At 57.2% G+C, this 15,654-nt stretch carries 13 protein-coding genes; 4 read left to right on the top strand and 9 right to left on the bottom strand.

The features are described from left to right. Window positions 1-89: 89 nt before the first annotated feature. Together VF639_RS18250 and VF639_RS18245 are read left to right on the top strand one after the other, a co-directional pair. Window positions 90-815, top strand: a complete 726-nt coding sequence (locus VF639_RS18250) for a DUF72 domain-containing protein (RefSeq protein WP_331147371.1) — start codon at window positions 90-92, stop codon at window positions 813-815. A gap of 54 nt (window positions 816-869) precedes the next feature. Then, window positions 870-1,397, top strand: a complete 528-nt coding sequence (locus VF639_RS18245; protein ID WP_331147370.1) for a GreA/GreB family elongation factor — start codon at window positions 870-872, stop codon at window positions 1,395-1,397. 175 nt (window positions 1,398-1,572) lie between these two features. Here VF639_RS18245 and VF639_RS18240 read toward each other — a convergent pair whose 3' ends face one another. From VF639_RS18240 to VF639_RS18210, 7 genes are all read right to left on the bottom strand, one after another. Further along, window positions 1,573-2,508, bottom strand: a complete 936-nt coding sequence (locus VF639_RS18240; protein WP_331147369.1) for a D-2-hydroxyacid dehydrogenase — start codon at window positions 2,506-2,508, stop codon at window positions 1,573-1,575. A gap of 129 nt (window positions 2,509-2,637) precedes the next feature. Beyond that, a complete protein-coding gene (locus VF639_RS18235) occupies window positions 2,638-2,940 on the bottom strand; it encodes a glycine zipper domain-containing protein (protein WP_331147368.1) in 303 nt (100 codons plus the stop codon). 224 nt (window positions 2,941-3,164) lie between these two features. Further along, entirely contained in the window at window positions 3,165-5,597 is a 2,433-nt protein-coding gene (locus tag VF639_RS18230; protein WP_331147367.1) for an alpha/beta hydrolase family protein, read from the bottom strand. Window positions 5,598-5,800: 203 nt separating this feature from the next. Next, window positions 5,801-6,859 carry an MBL fold metallo-hydrolase gene (locus VF639_RS18225; RefSeq protein WP_331147366.1) on the bottom strand — a complete coding sequence of 353 codons (1,059 nt, stop codon included), beginning with the start codon at window positions 6,857-6,859 and terminating at the stop codon, window positions 5,801-5,803. A 129-nt stretch (window positions 6,860-6,988) separates the two neighbouring features. Then, a complete protein-coding gene (locus VF639_RS18220; RefSeq protein WP_331147365.1) occupies window positions 6,989-7,699 on the bottom strand; it encodes a pirin family protein in 711 nt (236 codons plus the stop codon). Between the two features lie 127 nt (window positions 7,700-7,826). Beyond that, complete coding sequence (locus tag VF639_RS18215) at window positions 7,827-8,402, bottom strand: nitroreductase family protein (RefSeq protein WP_331147364.1); 576 nt, start codon at window positions 8,400-8,402, stop codon at window positions 7,827-7,829. Window positions 8,403-8,671: 269 nt separating this feature from the next. Then, window positions 8,672-9,385 carry a pirin family protein gene (locus VF639_RS18210; RefSeq protein ID WP_331147363.1) on the bottom strand — a complete coding sequence of 238 codons (714 nt, stop codon included), beginning with the start codon at window positions 9,383-9,385 and terminating at the stop codon, window positions 8,672-8,674. Between the two features lie 466 nt (window positions 9,386-9,851). Between VF639_RS18210 and VF639_RS18205 the strand changes: the two genes are divergently transcribed. Then, window positions 9,852-12,029, top strand: coding sequence for a S9 family peptidase (locus VF639_RS18205; RefSeq protein WP_331147362.1), 2,178 nt, complete (start codon window positions 9,852-9,854; stop codon window positions 12,027-12,029). 217 nt (window positions 12,030-12,246) lie between these two features. On the opposite strand, the gene VF639_RS18200 is transcribed toward VF639_RS18205, so the two are convergent. Continuing rightward, a complete protein-coding gene (locus VF639_RS18200; RefSeq protein ID WP_331147361.1) occupies window positions 12,247-13,581 on the bottom strand; it encodes a serine hydrolase domain-containing protein in 1,335 nt (444 codons plus the stop codon). Window positions 13,582-13,794: 213 nt separating this feature from the next. Between VF639_RS18200 and VF639_RS18195 the strand changes: the two genes are divergently transcribed. Next, the gene (locus VF639_RS18195) at window positions 13,795-14,703 is read left to right on the top strand and encodes a glutamate--tRNA ligase family protein (protein ID WP_331147360.1); all 909 of its coding nucleotides are present in this window, start codon (window positions 13,795-13,797) and stop codon (window positions 14,701-14,703) included. A gap of 15 nt (window positions 14,704-14,718) precedes the next feature. Here VF639_RS18195 and nfi read toward each other — a convergent pair whose 3' ends face one another. Then, window positions 14,719-15,405 carry a deoxyribonuclease V gene (gene nfi, locus VF639_RS18190; RefSeq protein ID WP_331147359.1) on the bottom strand — a complete coding sequence of 229 codons (687 nt, stop codon included), beginning with the start codon at window positions 15,403-15,405 and terminating at the stop codon, window positions 14,719-14,721. Window positions 15,406-15,654: the final 249 nt, after the last annotated feature.

The raw sequence follows: 15,654 nt of genomic DNA, 5'->3' as shown, positions 1-15,654 counted from the left end.
TGTTGTTCCGACATTCCGCGCCTCAAGCGGGGAGAGGCGCCAAATGTCGGAACAACAAACGGCACTCGTTTCACCTCATCATCTGCGCTATGCCCATCTGGCACGTTGGCTGTTCTGGCTATCATTACCGCCATTGGAAAGGCGCCTTCTACCCCGATAAGCTGCCGCAGCGGCTGTGGTTTGAGTTTTACAGCCAGCACTTCCGCACGCTGGAGTTGAACGTGACGTTCTACCGGTTTCCACAGCTGTCGTTTCTGGAGAACTGGTACCAGATCAGCCCCGACGATTTTCGCTTTTCGGTGAAAGCGCCGCGCCTCATTACCCATTACAAGCAGTTCAACGACAGCGCCCAATTACTCGCCGATTTCTATGGCACGGTGCAGGAAGGGCTGGCCGAAAAGCTAGGGCCCGTGCTGTTCCAATTGCCGCCGCGCCTAGCTTACTCCGACGACCGTTTGCAGCGTATTCTGGATAGTCTGGACCCGGCATTCAGCAATGTGCTGGAGTTTCGGCACCCAAGCTGGTGGGAAGGCCATGTGTACCAGGAGCTAGCCCGGCACGGCGTAGCTTTCTGCGGCCAAAGCCACCCCGAGTTGCCCGACGAAGTGGTGGCCAATACCCGCCTGCTTTACTACCGCTTTCATGGCGTGCCCGAACTCTACAAGTCACCATACAGTGAGGCCTATCTGTGCCAAGTAGCCGCGCAGATTCAGGCGGCCAGTCAGGTTCAGGAAGCGTATCTGTATTTCAACAACGACATTGATGCCTCAGCTATCGGCAATGCCCGGCAGATGCTGGAACTGGTGAGAAAGTGAAATCAGCAGGCTACGGCAATAACCTGCCCGGAAGGGGCTGCGTTAGCAAACAACATGAGCCGAGCATTCACCAAGGAAGATGATTCGTTAGAAGCCCCTATCATCCTGCCCCGGCCGGCCTTGCCGCCGGGCACCCCCAACTACGTCACGCCCCAAGGCTTGGAGCAGCTTAAAGAGGAGTTAACGGCCTTGGAAGCACAGCGCACCCAAGCGGAAGCAAACCGCGAAAACGAAACCGACCGAACCAGACAGCTTACCATTCTCAACGCTCAACTTGCCGCGCTCAACCAACGAATTGCCACTGCTAAACTCGTAGACCCCAACAGCCAGCCGGCCGGAGAAGTACGTTTTGGAGCCACCGTCGTGCTGCGTACCCGCAGTGGCGGTAAGCCGGGGCAGGAGCGACTCATCACCATTGTGGGCGTAGACGAAGCATCGGTAGCAGAAGGCAAAGTAGCCTTTGTAGCACCCATGGCACGGGCCGTAGCGGGAGCCCAATTAGGCCAGACCGTTACACTCCGCTTGGGACCAAAAGAAGAAGTGGTAGAGGTGGTGGCCATCACCTACGAAGGCAGCCGCTAGCCGCTGTGCTATCCCGGAGCACGGTGTAGCGCGGAAATCCTGTGGCTTCCGTTCCGCGACGAGCACCGCGAGTAGCCAGTACTGCGCCGTATGGTGCCAACGCGTAGGAACTCGCGTTGCGCGTCGCGGAACAGGATTTCTGTGGCTTCCTGTGGCTTCCGCGCTACGTCGTGCCCTAATAGCCTCGGCTCAGCTCCACGCGGTTTTCCAGCGGTTGGGCTTGCTCGAAGCGGCGAAGATTACGCACCAGAACATCTACTTTGCCTTCGTCCTCGCCGGGCTGGCCGCCGCCGCTGTGTTGGGTGAGCAGCACGTTAGGTAGCTGCCAAAGCGGATTGTCGAGGGGCAGTGGCTCTTGGTTGGTCACGTCGAGAATGGCGCCGCCAAGGCGGCCAGCTTGCAAGGCCGTTAGCAGGGCTGGTTCATCGGTAGTGTTGCCGCGCCCGACGCTGGCATAGAGGCTGCCCGGCGACATAGCCTGCACTAGATCTGCCGAGAAAAAGTTTTCGGCACTGCCCGGCAAGCAGTTTACCACGATGTCAGTATCAGGCAGGGCCGCCAGCAGTTCTTCTTTGGTGTGCAGTTGCGCCTTCGGGTCGGTGCGGGCCAGAAACTGAACAACACAATCGAAGCCGGTTAGCTGTTTCGCTACGGCCTGCCCGATAGCGCCGCTACCTAGAATAACCACGCGCTTGCCGCGCAGCAGCCCTAGCCGCTCGCGAATAGGAGCCCCCACCCACTCTGTATTGGATTGAAGCACTGCCAGTTCCGGAATGTGCCGGTACCAGCCCAAAATACCAGCCACCATGGTTTCGGCGCAAGGCCAGGCAAAAAAGTCGCCGATATTTGCAACCTGCGCTTGCGTTTGCACCTGCTGATAGCGCTCAATGCCCGCAGAGTCAATCTGCCAGAAGCGAAGCGCCGGCGGAGAGGCAGGCGCAAACCATTCAACCGGCGGATTCCCTAGTAAAATATCGGCTAACTGGAAAGCGGCAGCTTGTTCGTCTTCTGAGAGGTCTTGGCGAATAGTAGCGGTAATGTGAGGGGGCAGCTGCGTGAGGAGCAGGCGGCGGGCATTGTCGTTGAGCGTGGTGTAAACGAATAAGTGCATACTGCACATACTGGCTAAGCCCATCGTAAGGTTGCGCCCCGTGGTTAATCCGCTCCTCAACCTTGCAAGCAGCAAAAAGCCCCGCACCAAACGGTGCGAGGCTTTCCACAGAGCATACTAAATTAGTCGTTAGTCTTTTCGAGAATACTGTTCGTAGCGAACAGGGTCTTTTTTCTTATCTTTCTTACGGCCAACTAGGGCTCCCCCGACAGCGCCAGCGGCACCGCCTACTACGGCACCCGTTGCCCGGTCGCCTTTACCGGCAATAACGGCACCTGCTACCGCACCCGTACCCGCGCCGATGGCAGCACCTTTGCCCTTTTTGCTCCAGCCTTTTTTGGTGGTTTGAGCTACTGCTTTAGGGGTGGCAGCAATGTTGCCCAGCGTTAGCACAGCAGCCAACATGCTTATGTATAATTTGAGGGTTTTCATGGTGGTAAACTTCAAGTACAGACAGAGAACTGAATTGTGGCTTCAACGAAGGCGCTACCACTCGGGTTATAATAAGCTCATAATATTGTACAGATAATCGTTGAAATCTTTATACGAATTGGGCCACTAAGCCACGTTGATAGCCAGCGCATTTTGCTGCTGCCAACCCAAAAAATAACCCCGGACTTTCGTCCAGGGTTAACATAAAAAATAGAAACCAGGGTCTACTTTGCTACGGTTCCGTCGGTGGTAGCAGCGGCAGGCGCGGTAGCTTCCGCGCTGGACATGTGGGTATCCAGCCAAGTATTGATTTCCCGCAGCACGAACAGCGTAGACTCGCGGGTTGCGTACCCGTGCGATTCGGCGGGTGGCATCACCTGCTGTACAACGCTTCCTTGATCTTTCAGCGTTTTGTAAAAGCGCTCCAGCTCCTCGTTGTTGGTATCCAATGGGTTGTCGCTCGCACCATTAACGATTAACAGCGGGGCCTTAATCTCGCCAGTGGAGCTGAACGGCAGCATGGCTTTATAAACCTCGGGGTTCGGCGTACTAGGCGTGTCTTCACCTTGGAACCCAAACGGTGCCAGCGTGCGGCTAAAATTGTCGGTGCGCATAATACCAACCCGGAACAAGCTGGAGTATGCCAGCAAGTTAGCCGTAATGCCAGCCCCATAGTTATGGCCTATCACCGCCACGCGCTTGGGGTCCACTATACCCAGCCGGTTGCCCTCATCTATGGCCGCTTTAGCTGAGGCCACCAGTTGGTTGGTGTAGGCTTCGCTAGGCTCCTGCTCACCTTCCGCCATCATGGGCATGGTAGCGCCCTGCAGTACCGCGTAGCCCTGTGCCACCCAGTACACCGGTGAGCCCCAGGCCAAGCGCGAGAACATATAAGGTGAGCCTTTCACTTGGCCGGCCTCCTTCTTGGTTTTGTATGACACCGGATAAGCTTCCAGCAGGGTAGGTAGCGGCCCGTCCTCTTTCTTATAACCCGCTGGCAAATAAAGGTTGGCAGCCAACTCAGTGCTGTCGGCAAGCCGGACCTTGTACCGGATTACTTGCTTTTTAAAGCTGCTCAAGCTATTGCTAGGAGCAGTGAAGCTGGTTATCGGAGTGAGACGGCCGGAGCGGGCTTCGCGCAGAAAATAGTTCGGGGCTTCCGTTACCGATTCGCGGCGCGTAACCAATTGACGCTTGTTGGCATCCAAGATGGCAACGGGTACCTCGTAGAAAGCACCTTCGGAACGCCACCAGCGCACACTTTTCTTGGTCCGCACGTTCAGCTCGTCCACAAACGGACGGTCGCCTTCCGGTGAGGCGCCGTTGCCAAACAAGTATACGATGTCGCCTTTCGCGTCGGTAACCAGTACCGGGCGGCCTAATTCATTGCGCTTCACGTAGGGCGTACCCGGATCGGTGTAGGTGTCGTTGGTCGAACGGTCGAAAAGAACGGTGAGTGAAGTTTTCGTGGCTAAGTCGAGGGTCCAAGTGGTTTGGTGATGCTCGGTTGAATTATAGCCTTGTACCAGGGCCAAGTTGTCGCTGCCCCAATAGATATTGGAAAAGCGTAGCGGCAATACGGCTAGCTCCAACGGCTTGCTGTCGAAAGGGGCCGGCATGCCCATTACTTTGTCGCGAATGGCAGAAGCCGTTTTTGGGTTGCCGCCGTCTTGCGCTTCCAGCCAGTATAAACTAGCGGGGGCATCTTCGCGCCAGTTGTGGTTGCGCGGTCCAGGAGGCACAACATCTGGGCTGGCGGGCAGAGAATTGATGATGGGCAATTCGGCCAGTTCTTTTACTACCAGCCCTTCCATATTCAACACCTCCACCCGCAGAGGAAAACAGCTAACGGGCAGCGTGTGCGAAAACGGACGGTGCCGGGTTTTGATGAGGGCCAGCTGTCCGTTGGGAGAAGCAGAGGCTTGCTGAATGATACCCGGCGAGCCCATGGGCTGCATCCGGCCGTCGATACCTAGCTTTACTACCTGCGCCAATGCGTAGTAGTTAAAGAGAAGCTCGTCGGTAGGGTTCCGGGCCCAGCTTTGTGGGCTCTTAGCACTAGCGGTGTTGGCCGAGTTAGCCGGCGCAACGGGCGCTTCGCCCCGGCCCCCAACTATGGCGCGCACCAGCAGCGTTTTGTTGTCCGATACCCACTCGTAAGACGAGCCAAATACTCCGTTCAAAAACAAGTTGGGAGCCGCCATTCGAGTTGAAGCCGACTCTACGTCGACCAGCCACAGCTCAATATGGTTGCTAGTAGTATGGGTGAATGCAATTTTGGTATTGTCCGGCGACCAAGTGACTTCGCTGATGCGTGCATTCGCCGGCAGCCCCTGCACCAATAGCTCTTTGCCGTTAGGCAGGCGCTTCAGCCGTAGGTTAGTAGCATAGCTTACCCGGCTCTGCCCGTTGGTACGGGGGTTGATGCGCAAACCCGCCAAACGCAGCTCCGTTTGCATCAAATCAGGCGTAAAAGGTATTTCCTGCACATCCAGCATCAGCCGCCAAGCACCATTAGGCGAGATGCTCACCTGGGGCACAGGCAAAACTTCCGCTAGGGTAGCAATAGCTTTCGGAGGACCTTGGTTTGGTAAGACTTGCGCCCAGCCCGCAACACTAAGTACGCTCAGGGCAAGCACGAGTAAACGTTGTTTCATAGAGCAAGTAAGTCGGATAATTCCGGGACAAAAGTCGGAAAAAGTTTTGGTGTTTTTATAACTATCCCTTTATTACTTACTGACTTATAGAACCATAAGGATTATTCAACGAATAAATTGTGGTTGTGGAATGTTGAATTTTCCATTCCAACATCTAAAGCTCAAATAGTAATCTTGTAGCAGGCAAGGATTATCAACAAGCTCTACCGTAGCTGCCAGCCTATGCCTTCTTTCAGCACCAAAAACGTACTATCCGCAAGCTGCTTTCCGCGCAAGGCTTGTCGCAAATCCGTCACGGGTTCAGTTAAGCCGTCGTCGGCCAACTGAAAGGTGCCGAAGTGGGTGGCAATGCTGCGGGGTGTGTTTAGGTCGAGGTGGGCCTGCACGGCTTCGGCCGGAGCAGTGTGAATGGGCTGCATAAACCAAATGGGCCGGTACGCCCCAATTGGCAGAATGGCGAGCCGGATGGGGCCTTGCCGGCGCCCGATTTCGCGGAAGTGCGGACCGTAGCCGGTGTCGCCGGCGTAGTAGAGCGGGCCGGCAGTGGTACGCAGCACAAAGCCCGTCCAGAGCGTGGCGTCCCGGTCGCGGAGGCCCCGGCCGGAAAAGTGTTGCGCTGGCACACTTACTAGCTGCACTTTCGAACTCAGGGGCTGCTGTTGCCACCAATCCAGGTCGGTAGCATTGGCAATATGTTCTTTTTCGAGTAAGGCCCGCACGCCGAGCCCGGCATAAATGCGCGGCTGGTCGCGGGCCGCCAGGCGGCGCAAGGTGTTCAGGTCGAGGTGGTCGTAGTGGTTGTGACTGATGAGAATGGCGTCAATCTTGGGCAGGTCCTCGAAGCGCAGGCCCGGCGGCCGCAGTCGTTTCGGGCCAATCCACTGATAAGGGCTGGTTCGTTCGCTCCAGATGGGGTCGGTCAGCACATTCAGGCTATCGAACTGGAGCAGAAACGTACTGTGGTTTACGAACGTGACGCGCAGCTGGCCCATGCCCACATAGGCCGGCGGCTTGGGGCCGTAGGGCAAATCAGGCTGCTCCGGGAATCCGCCTTTGTCGCGGTGCAGCTGCCACTTAAGCAGCGGCCTGAGGCCTTCCTGCCCGTGTACGCCGCCGGCATTTTTAAACTGCTTGCCGTCGAAATGCCCGGTTACCGGCCCCTGATAGCGCGGTGCCGAAATAGAACAACCAATCAGAAAGCCTCCGCTCGCTAGCAAGACCAGCAGCGCTACAAGTCCGAGAAGTACACGCTGCTTGGTCATGAAACTCTAGTCAAGAATAGAAATACAAAGCTCCGACCTCGCGCATCGTTGAACGGCAACCGTTGGTACGGGGTGGCAGTCAGCAACGATGCGCAAAGCCGGAGCTTCACGCCACAGGCAACTTTCAGCTTAGTGGTTTATCGGGGCTTCAATGACAATAAACTTGCTTTCAGTTGTGCAAGCTATATCCACCGTGGCCGTTTCCCACAGCCCGATACTTTCGCGCTGCGCTACGGCTTCGCCGTTCACTGTTAGGGCGCCTTCCATTAGGAAAATGAATACGCCTTTGTTGAGTTGATTCAGGCTATACGACACGGTCTGGCCGGCGTCGAAATAACCGAGCGAAAGTTTGGCGTTCTGGTTGATCCAGCAATGCGCCGTGCCTTCCTCGTTGCTGACGATGGTGGTAAGTTGGTTGCGGCGCTTCTCGGCCGGGAAGTGGCGGCGCTGGTAGCGGGGCGTCACGTTTTGCAGCTTCGGCTCAACCCAGATTTGCAGGAAGTTCACCTCGTCGTCGCCGATGTTGTGCTCTTCGTGCCGCAGACCAGTGCCCGCGCTCATAATCTGCACCCAATCGGTGGTTACTTCTTCCGAGAAGCCCAACGAATCGATGTGGTTCATGCGGCCGGCGAGCATCACCGAAATGATTTCCATGTTGGCGTGGGCGTGCAGGCCGAAACCGTTGCCGGGTTTCACGAAATCGTCGTTGAAGACGCGCAGCAAGCCGAACCCACTGCGGGCCGGATTAGCATACGGGCCGAAGCTGAGCGAAAAATTGCTTTGCAGCCAGCCTATGTCTTTCAAGCCCCGGTCGGCGGCGCGGATAATGGTATGTGGCATTGTGGTGTGTGGTTAAATAGGAAATGGCATCGGCAGGAGCGCGAAGCCTGAGCTTCGCGCCTCGTTGAACGATAATCGTTCTGGTGGCGCAGTGCCCATCGTTCAACGATAGGCCTTGCGCAAGAATCTACTTCAGTCCGCCTTGAAAAGCAATTTCGGTTATGGGCTTGCGCTGGCGCGGAGCCTTTTCGCGGCTCAGAAACGGCTCCTCCAACTGCTCGGCCTCGCCCATGTAGCCCAGCGCAATCATCACGGCGGGTTGCAGCGTGTCGGGCAGCTCGAACAATTCCTTGGCACGGTCTCGGTCGAAACCGCCTATAAAGTGACCATGCAAGCCCAGCGCGGTGGCTTCCAGAATCAGGTTGCCGTTGGCTAGCCCCAGGTCGTGCATCGCAGCGCCGTTGGGGGTACCGTTGTCATAGTGCGTTTTGGCCAGGGCCAGAATCAGAACGGGCGCGTTTTTGGCCCAAGGCTGGTTGCCAGGCATCAGGCAGTCGACCATTTTCTGGAACGCTTCCTGGTCGGCATGGTGAGCGTAAATGTAGCGCCAGGGCTGCTCATTCATAGCGCTAGCAGCCCAAGAAGACGCTTCAAATACTTGATCCAGCGTTTCGGGCGCAACGGGGTAGCTGGCAAAGGAGCGGGGGCTCCACCGTTTGCGAATAGTTTCGAGTACGGGATATGTGGTGGTGGCGAGTTTCATGGATCACGGATTTTTCGGATTGGTCGGATTTTGTGGACGGCGCGGCCTTGCATGTACCGCGAAGCTCCAGCTTGGCGCACGAGCGAAGCGAGTATCTCGCATTGGCGCAGGTGGCGCGGTACCGCTTACTCGCTTCACTCGTACGCAGAAGCTGGAGCTTCGCGTTACAACGGCTTTGCTGGCCGGGGTTTACGCGGCAGTAAACGAGGAGTAACTCTGGTGTAAGCCGTTGTTTAGCAACACGAAGTAGTTAGCTAACAGCTCAGCAATTAAAGTTCCATCGGTACGTCCATCAACAACAAACGAGTATTGCTGTTGGCTTGGATGGTGAACGAGTCGGTATTCCAGATTCCGAAACCATCGCGGCGGTGTAGGGTTTGACCGGCTACGGTGGCGTCGCCTTCCAGCACGAATACATAGACGCCGTTGCCGGCGCGCTTCACTTGGTATTCGGCCGAGAAGTTGGCGTCGAAGTCAGCCAGGTGAAACCAAGCATCTTGGTGAATCCAGACGCCGGCGTCGTCGGGGTTAGGCGACAGAATTTGCTGGAACTGGTTGTGACGGTCTTCGGCGCGGAACGTTTGCTGGTCGTAGCGAGAGGGTACGTTGCGCTTGTTGGGGAACAGCCAGATCTGCAAAAACTTCACTTCCTCGGTTTTGCTGTGGTTTTTCTCGCTGTGCGCGATGCCCGTGCCTGCACTCATCACCTGCACGTCGCCGCTTTGAATGATGCCGTGGTTGCCGGCGCTGTCTTTGTGCTCGAGCGTGCCCGAAAGCGGAATGCTGATGATTTCCATGTTGTCGTGCGGGTGGGTACCGAAGCCCATGCCACCGGCTACCGTATCGTCGTTGAGGACGCGCAGGACCCCGAAATGCATCCGTTGCGGGTTGTTGTAGCCCGCAAAGCTGAAGCTATGATGCGAGTTGAGCCAACCGTGGCTGGCATGACCGCGCGAATCGGCGGTGTGAAGGAGCGTTTGCATAATCAGGATTGAAATTCTAAATGATTTCCCGTTAAAGATACGGTAATATATGTACATACATCAATAGGCGGATAAAGATTCAAAATATTGCATGAATAGTCGTGGCACCACTATCAATGAACGACAGCGGGTTGAACGAGGAACTGCAGAGTGATTTCCCTGACTTTTCCGGTCGTGGTACTACTATCGGTGAAGAACCGACTTGCGGGCCGAATTGGGTGGGCGTCAGCAACGATAGGGATATCACGACAGCCCACGAGGGATGTTCCACGATAGAGGTGAAAAGTCGTGGCACTACCACCAGCGCTGTTGCGTGTGCAACGAAAGGGTAGAAGTTGGGTCTTGATTTCCGAGGCGTGCCACTAAAAATTAGGAGCTGCTATTTCCTTTAAACAAGATCAAGCAAGACAAAAACCATTGTGTAATTTCACCCACCATTCACTTCGTACTGTTCAAATTCTCTTACATGCTTAGAATATGCACGCGGCAGATGGCCGCAGTGATAATGTTTTTTCAACTGCTGCTAGTCGCGCAGGCGCAGGCGCAGTTCGGTCCGGGCACCCAATGGACCAAAGACGGCTACAGCTACATGAATGCCGAGAATGGCGAAATTGTGTTGCTCGATGCCCGCGACAAAAACAAGCGTACCGTGCTGGTGGGCAAAAGCCTGCTGACGCCCCAAGGGCAGTCAGCTCCCATTGAAGTGCGCCGCTTTGCCTTCTCCGACGACGGCCAGAAAGTACTTATCCACACCAACACCAAGAAAGTGTGGCGCTACGACACCCGCGGCGACTATTGGGTGGCCGACCTCAAAGCCAACACGATGAAGCAGCTCGGCAAGGGCCGGCCCGAATCGTCGTTGATGTTTGCCAAATTCTCGCCCGACGGCACGCGGGTGGCCTACGTGAGCGAGCACAACCTGTACGTGGAAGAGTTGGCCTCGTCGAGTATCAAGCCGCTCACCACCGATGGCACCGTGTCTTTGATAAACGGCACCTTCGATTGGGTGTACGAGGAAGAACTGGACTGCCGCGACGGTTTCCGCTGGTCGCCAAACGGGCAGAGCATTGCCTACTGGCAGCTAGATGCGGCCAAAACCAAGAACTACCTGATGCTCAACACCACGGATCAGCTCTACCCGTTCACGGTGCCCGTGGAGTATCCGGTGGTAGGCGAAGACCCGAGCCGCTGCCGCGTGGGTGTAGTGCCCGCGCAGGGCGGCGCTACCACTTGGATGAAGGTGCCCGGCGACGCCGTGCAACACTACATTCCGCGTATGGAGTGGGCCGCTAATTCCACCGAACTGATTGTTCAGCAGCTTAATCGCCGCCAAAACGAAAGCAAGCTAATGCTTTGCACCGCCAGTACCGGCGACGTGAAGCCCATCTACAGCGAAACCGATAAGGCTTGGATTGATGCCAAAAACGAAGCCGTTGGTTGGGACTGGATTGATGGCGGCAAGAACTTTATTTGGCTGAGCGAGAAAGACGGCTGGCGCCACATCTACTCCGTAAGCCGCGGCGGCCAGTTAAAGCTGCTCACCAAAGGCGACTACGATGTTATCAGCATGCAGCTGGTTGATGAAAAGAACGGGATTATCTACTTCACGGCTTCGCCCGAAAATGCCACCCAAACTTACCTTTACAAAGTGGCCCTCAAAGGTGGCAAGGCCGAGCGCGTCACTACCAAAGAGCTAACTGGCACCCACGGCTACGACATCTCGCCGAACGGCAAGCTGGCCCTGCACACGTTCTCTAATGCTGCTACTTTCCCGGTGGCCGACGTGGTGTCGTTGCCCGACCACAAGCGCCTGAGCGGTGGCGAAGTACCCGAGCGGGCCCGCAGTATAAAGCTCCCCAAGGCCGAATTCTTCCAAGTTAAAACCACCGATGGCGTGACCCTGGACGGTTGGATGGTGAAACCTACCAATTTCGACCCTGCCAAGAAGTACCCCATCGTGTTCTACGTGTACGGCGAGCCCGCTAGCCAGACCGTGACGGACCGTTTCGGAACGGGCCTCAACCGCCTCTACCAAGGCAGCATGGCCGACGACGGCTACATCTATGCTTCACTGGAAAACCGGGGCGCCCCGGCTCCGCGGGGCCGGGAGTGGCGCAAGTCCATCTACCACAACATCGGCTTGCTCAACATCCGCGACCAGGCCATGGGCGCCAAGGAAGTGCTGAAAAACCCCTTCATCGACACCACCCGCGTAGCAGTATGGGGCTGGAGCGGGGGAGGCTCGTCTACGCTCAACCTGATGTTCCAGTACCCGCAGATCTACAAAACGGGTATTTCCATTGCCGCCGTCGACAATCAGCTCAACTACGACAACATCTATCAGGAGCGGTACATGGGCCTGCTGCCCGAAGACAAGAAGTATTTCGTGGAAGGTTCGCCCTTGAACTACGCCAAAAACCTGCGCGGCAACCTGCTCCTCGTGCACGGCACCGGCGACGATAACGTGCACTACAACAACGCCGAGCAGATGATCAACGAGCTGGTGAAGTACAACAAAACGTTCCAGCTAATGGCTTACCCGAACCGCAGCCACAGCATCTCGGAAGGCGAGGGCACCAGCCGCCACCTGGCCAGCACCTACACCAAGTTCCTGAAAGAACATTGCCCGCCGGGCGCCCGGTAGGGGTGAAGTTGTGAGTTTGTGAAGTTGACGCTCGGGCGACGCGAATGGCGCGGGGCCGGGTGACGTGGTGCTATGAACTGCCGAAGGGCTTCGTGGTATGACTATCGTTGCAGATTGCAGATGGCTGCATAGTATCTTTCTACAGGTGGTTTAACGATAGTCGTACCACGAAGCCGTTCGGCAGTTCATAGCACCACAACTTCACAACCTCACAATTTCACTGCCTTACCGCCAGTCGGCGCGTGACTAGCACGCGGCCATCCGATGTCAGCCACTGGAGCAAGTAGAGGCCATTTGGAAGGTCTGTTAAAGAAACTTTGGTTTCGGTGGCGGCCGTGGGTTGCTGGCGTACTAACCGGCCAGTGGCGTCGAGCAGGCGCAGGTTGCGGGCATCTGGTACTGCCGTGACTGTCACGCTATTTGTAGCCGGGTTGGGATAGAACTGTGCGGCGCTTCGGTCGGCGGCGGTGCTGGCGGCCAGCGGCCGGCACTGGATGGCGGCCATCAGATAGCGCCACAGGTTGGTATCAAACTCCGACAAGGCCAGGCGCATGTCGCCGGCTTCTTTGCCTTGGCGCACAACTACCAAGCCCAAGCTTGGTACCACGTAGATTTTCTGGTCGTTTTTGCCGAGGGCGGCAATCAGGTCGGCGGGGGCGGAGGGAACAAGCGGGCCGGGGAACGTGGTTTGTTGTGGGCCAGGAAGTTTGTAAGACGCTTGCCCGTTCAGCCACCACAGGTAGCCGTAGCTGCGGTTCAGGGTTTGGGAAGGCGTGGTCATCTGGCGGAAATAAGCGGTGTCGCGCAGAATGGTGGTGCCATTCCAGGTGCCGCGGGCCAGGGTCAGCAAACCGAAACGAGCCATGTCGCGGGCCCGGCTGTAGTACACGGCATTGATCCATAGCCCGCTCATGCCGATGCGGGAGGCCAGCCGCTGGTTGGTGTATTGGTTGATAGTGAGGCCGCTAGCCGACGATACTACGTTTTGCAGCAGCCGGTAGGCGCCGGTGTGGTAGGCCCAACGGGCGCCGGCATCAGCGCGATAGAGCAGACAGCTGGCAGTGGAGCTTTCATTGTCGCAGGGGGAGGGCGGCGTATCGTCGAGGCCGGTGGTCATGGCCAGTTGGTCGCGCACCGTAACTAGTTTTTCCTTGGCGACCGGAGCCGAGGTCCAGCCCCGCCCAAGCGTGTGCGAGGTGCTGTCGGAGAGGCGCAACAGGCCGTCTTGCTGCGCAATGCCCACTAGTGTAGCCGTGAGCGACTTGCCCGCCGAGGCCCAATACCAGACGGAATCCTGCGTGTAGGTACCGTAATAGCGCTCTACTACGATCCGGCCATCCTTGAGCACGATAAACGACTTAGTGCGCTTGCGGCCCAAAAAGTCAACCAGCGAATCGAGCTGCGGCTGACACCAGCCTAGGCTTTGCGGCGTGGTAGTGGCCCAAGTACCGGCCACGGTAGTTGGCGGAAAGTACAGCGTCGGCTGCTGCGCGTGAGCAGGGCCTGCGGTTAGCGCCAGCAGCAGCACCAAGAAGAGTAGAACGTGTTTCATGCAGCAGCAAGGTAAGTAAGCTGCCGCTTCGACTATATTCAGGTTCTAAGGTTTAAGCGCTGCGGTAGTGTTGTGTTAGCGCCACGCTTAATACTGGCTTGGTAGTGAGAATGGATTGGCACGTAAAGCGGTACACTAACGCGAGACCTACCCTAAATTTCGGCTTTTGCTTTGACGGCAGACTACCGCTCGATTAATTCCTTGCCGAATCCTATGCTCCAACTTCCAGCACCTCCCGTCGTTTCGCGCCTGGCGCCCACGCCTAGCGGCTTTCTGCACCTCGGCAACGCCGTCAACTTCACGCTGACTTGGCTGCTAACCCGCCGGGCCGGCGGCACCTTGCACCTGCGCATCGACGACCTGGACCGTGCCCGGTTTCGGCCCGTCTACCTCGCCAACATCTTCCAGACCCTCGACTGGCTCCAGCTCGACTACGACCACGGCCCCACCGGCCCCGACGACTTCGAGCAACACTACTCCCAACGTCACTTCCTGCCCGACTACGAGGCTACCCTACAAGCCGCCCGCGCCGCCCATCCCGGCCTATTCTACGCCTGCCGCTGTTCCCGCACCGACCTAACCCGCGCTGCCCTGCCCCTGAGTGGCAACTACCCCGGCACCTGCCGCCCACACATCTTGCCCCTCGATGCAGCCGAAACCGCCTGGCGCGCCCACGTGCCGCCCGGCTGCACCGTAGCAGTACCCGACCTGTGGCAAGGGCAGTTATCAGTGCCCTTAGATGTGAGTCTAGGCGACTTTGTGGTGCGCAAAAAGGACGGTACGGCGGCTTACCAACTGGCTTCGGTAGTGGATGATGTCCGGCTAGGCGTTACGCTGATTGTGCGCGGGCTGGACTTGCTGTCGAGCACCGCCGCACAACTCTGGCTGGCCGGCCAGTTGCCCGGGGCGGGGTCGTTGCAGAACGCGCAGTTCCTGCACCACGGGCTGTTGCTGGATGAAACAGGGCAGAAGCTTTCTAAATCAACGCAGACAGGTAGTCAGCGCGGTATACTGGCCGAAGCAAGCCATCCGCGGGTGGTGTACGCGGCTGTGGCTAGATTGCTTGGGCTGCCTCCAGATGCAGGACATTCGTTGGAGTCGTTGCGGGCAGCAATGCTGTAGCGCGGCAGGTTTGCGTTATTTAAGCTCCTTCTTGAATTCTTCGGCCCAGTAATCTGCCAGGCGGGTGGGCTCGGGGAGCTTGTAGCCGCGCAGGCAAGCCAGCGTGAGGCGCGTGGCCGTGGCTTGGTCGCAGCGGTGGCCGGGGCTAACGAACAGGGGCTGCACCTTGTCTTTCGAGCGAATTACTTCGCCTAACAACTCGCCATTTCTGTCATTCAGCGGCGAGATACTGCCTTTGGTAAGAGCAGGCTCTTGAAATACTCCCGTTAGCTTCTGTTTGGCGACGCCGAAGGTGGGCGTATCAAGCAGTACGCCGAGGTGGGCCGCAATGCCCATACGGCGCGGGTGCGCAATACCGTGACCGTCTACCATAATCACGTCGGGCTTCTGCTGCAGCTTCTCGTAAGTTCTGAGCACGTTGGGCGCCTCGCGGAAAGAGAGCAGGCCGGGTATGTAGGGTACCTCCACGGGGCCTACGCTCCATACCTTTTCCACTAATTCCAGTGAAGGAAAACGCAGCAGCACAAACACCGACAGGATGGTTTCGGGTGTAGGAAACGAAGAGTCGCAGCCGGCAATAAACTGCGGCTCCCGCTCTAGCGGCGCCTGCCGAACTCGGGTGCGCATTTCGTCTTGCTGGCGCGTTAGGTCGCGCACAATAAGTGGGTCGGCGGGTGGGCCGGGTGGGCGGTAGTAAGCCATAGAGCAACGGTGTAGCTGAGTGAATAGCATACGGAGCCAATCAGAACAGGTAGCGGCCCGCTAGCCTAACTCTTTGTTTTACTTGACGGCTACTAGGAGGTTGGCTTATGATTGCTGGTTTAAGGGTTGAGCAATTTCAAGTAATCCTCAACCCAAAATCATAAAACAACGGCCGCAAATGACCTGAAACAGCCCGCTACCAAAGCTGCCTGCATAACAGCAGTTACTTGAAGTTACCAGCCTCGGTGA

Origin of the sequence: Hymenobacter sp., assembly GCF_036387835.1 — a bacterium.
In the GTDB taxonomy this organism is placed as follows: domain Bacteria; phylum Bacteroidota; class Bacteroidia; order Cytophagales; family Hymenobacteraceae; genus Hymenobacter.
Note: the sequence above shows the minus strand (reverse complement) of the source record. Positions and strands in the feature narration are given on the sequence as shown.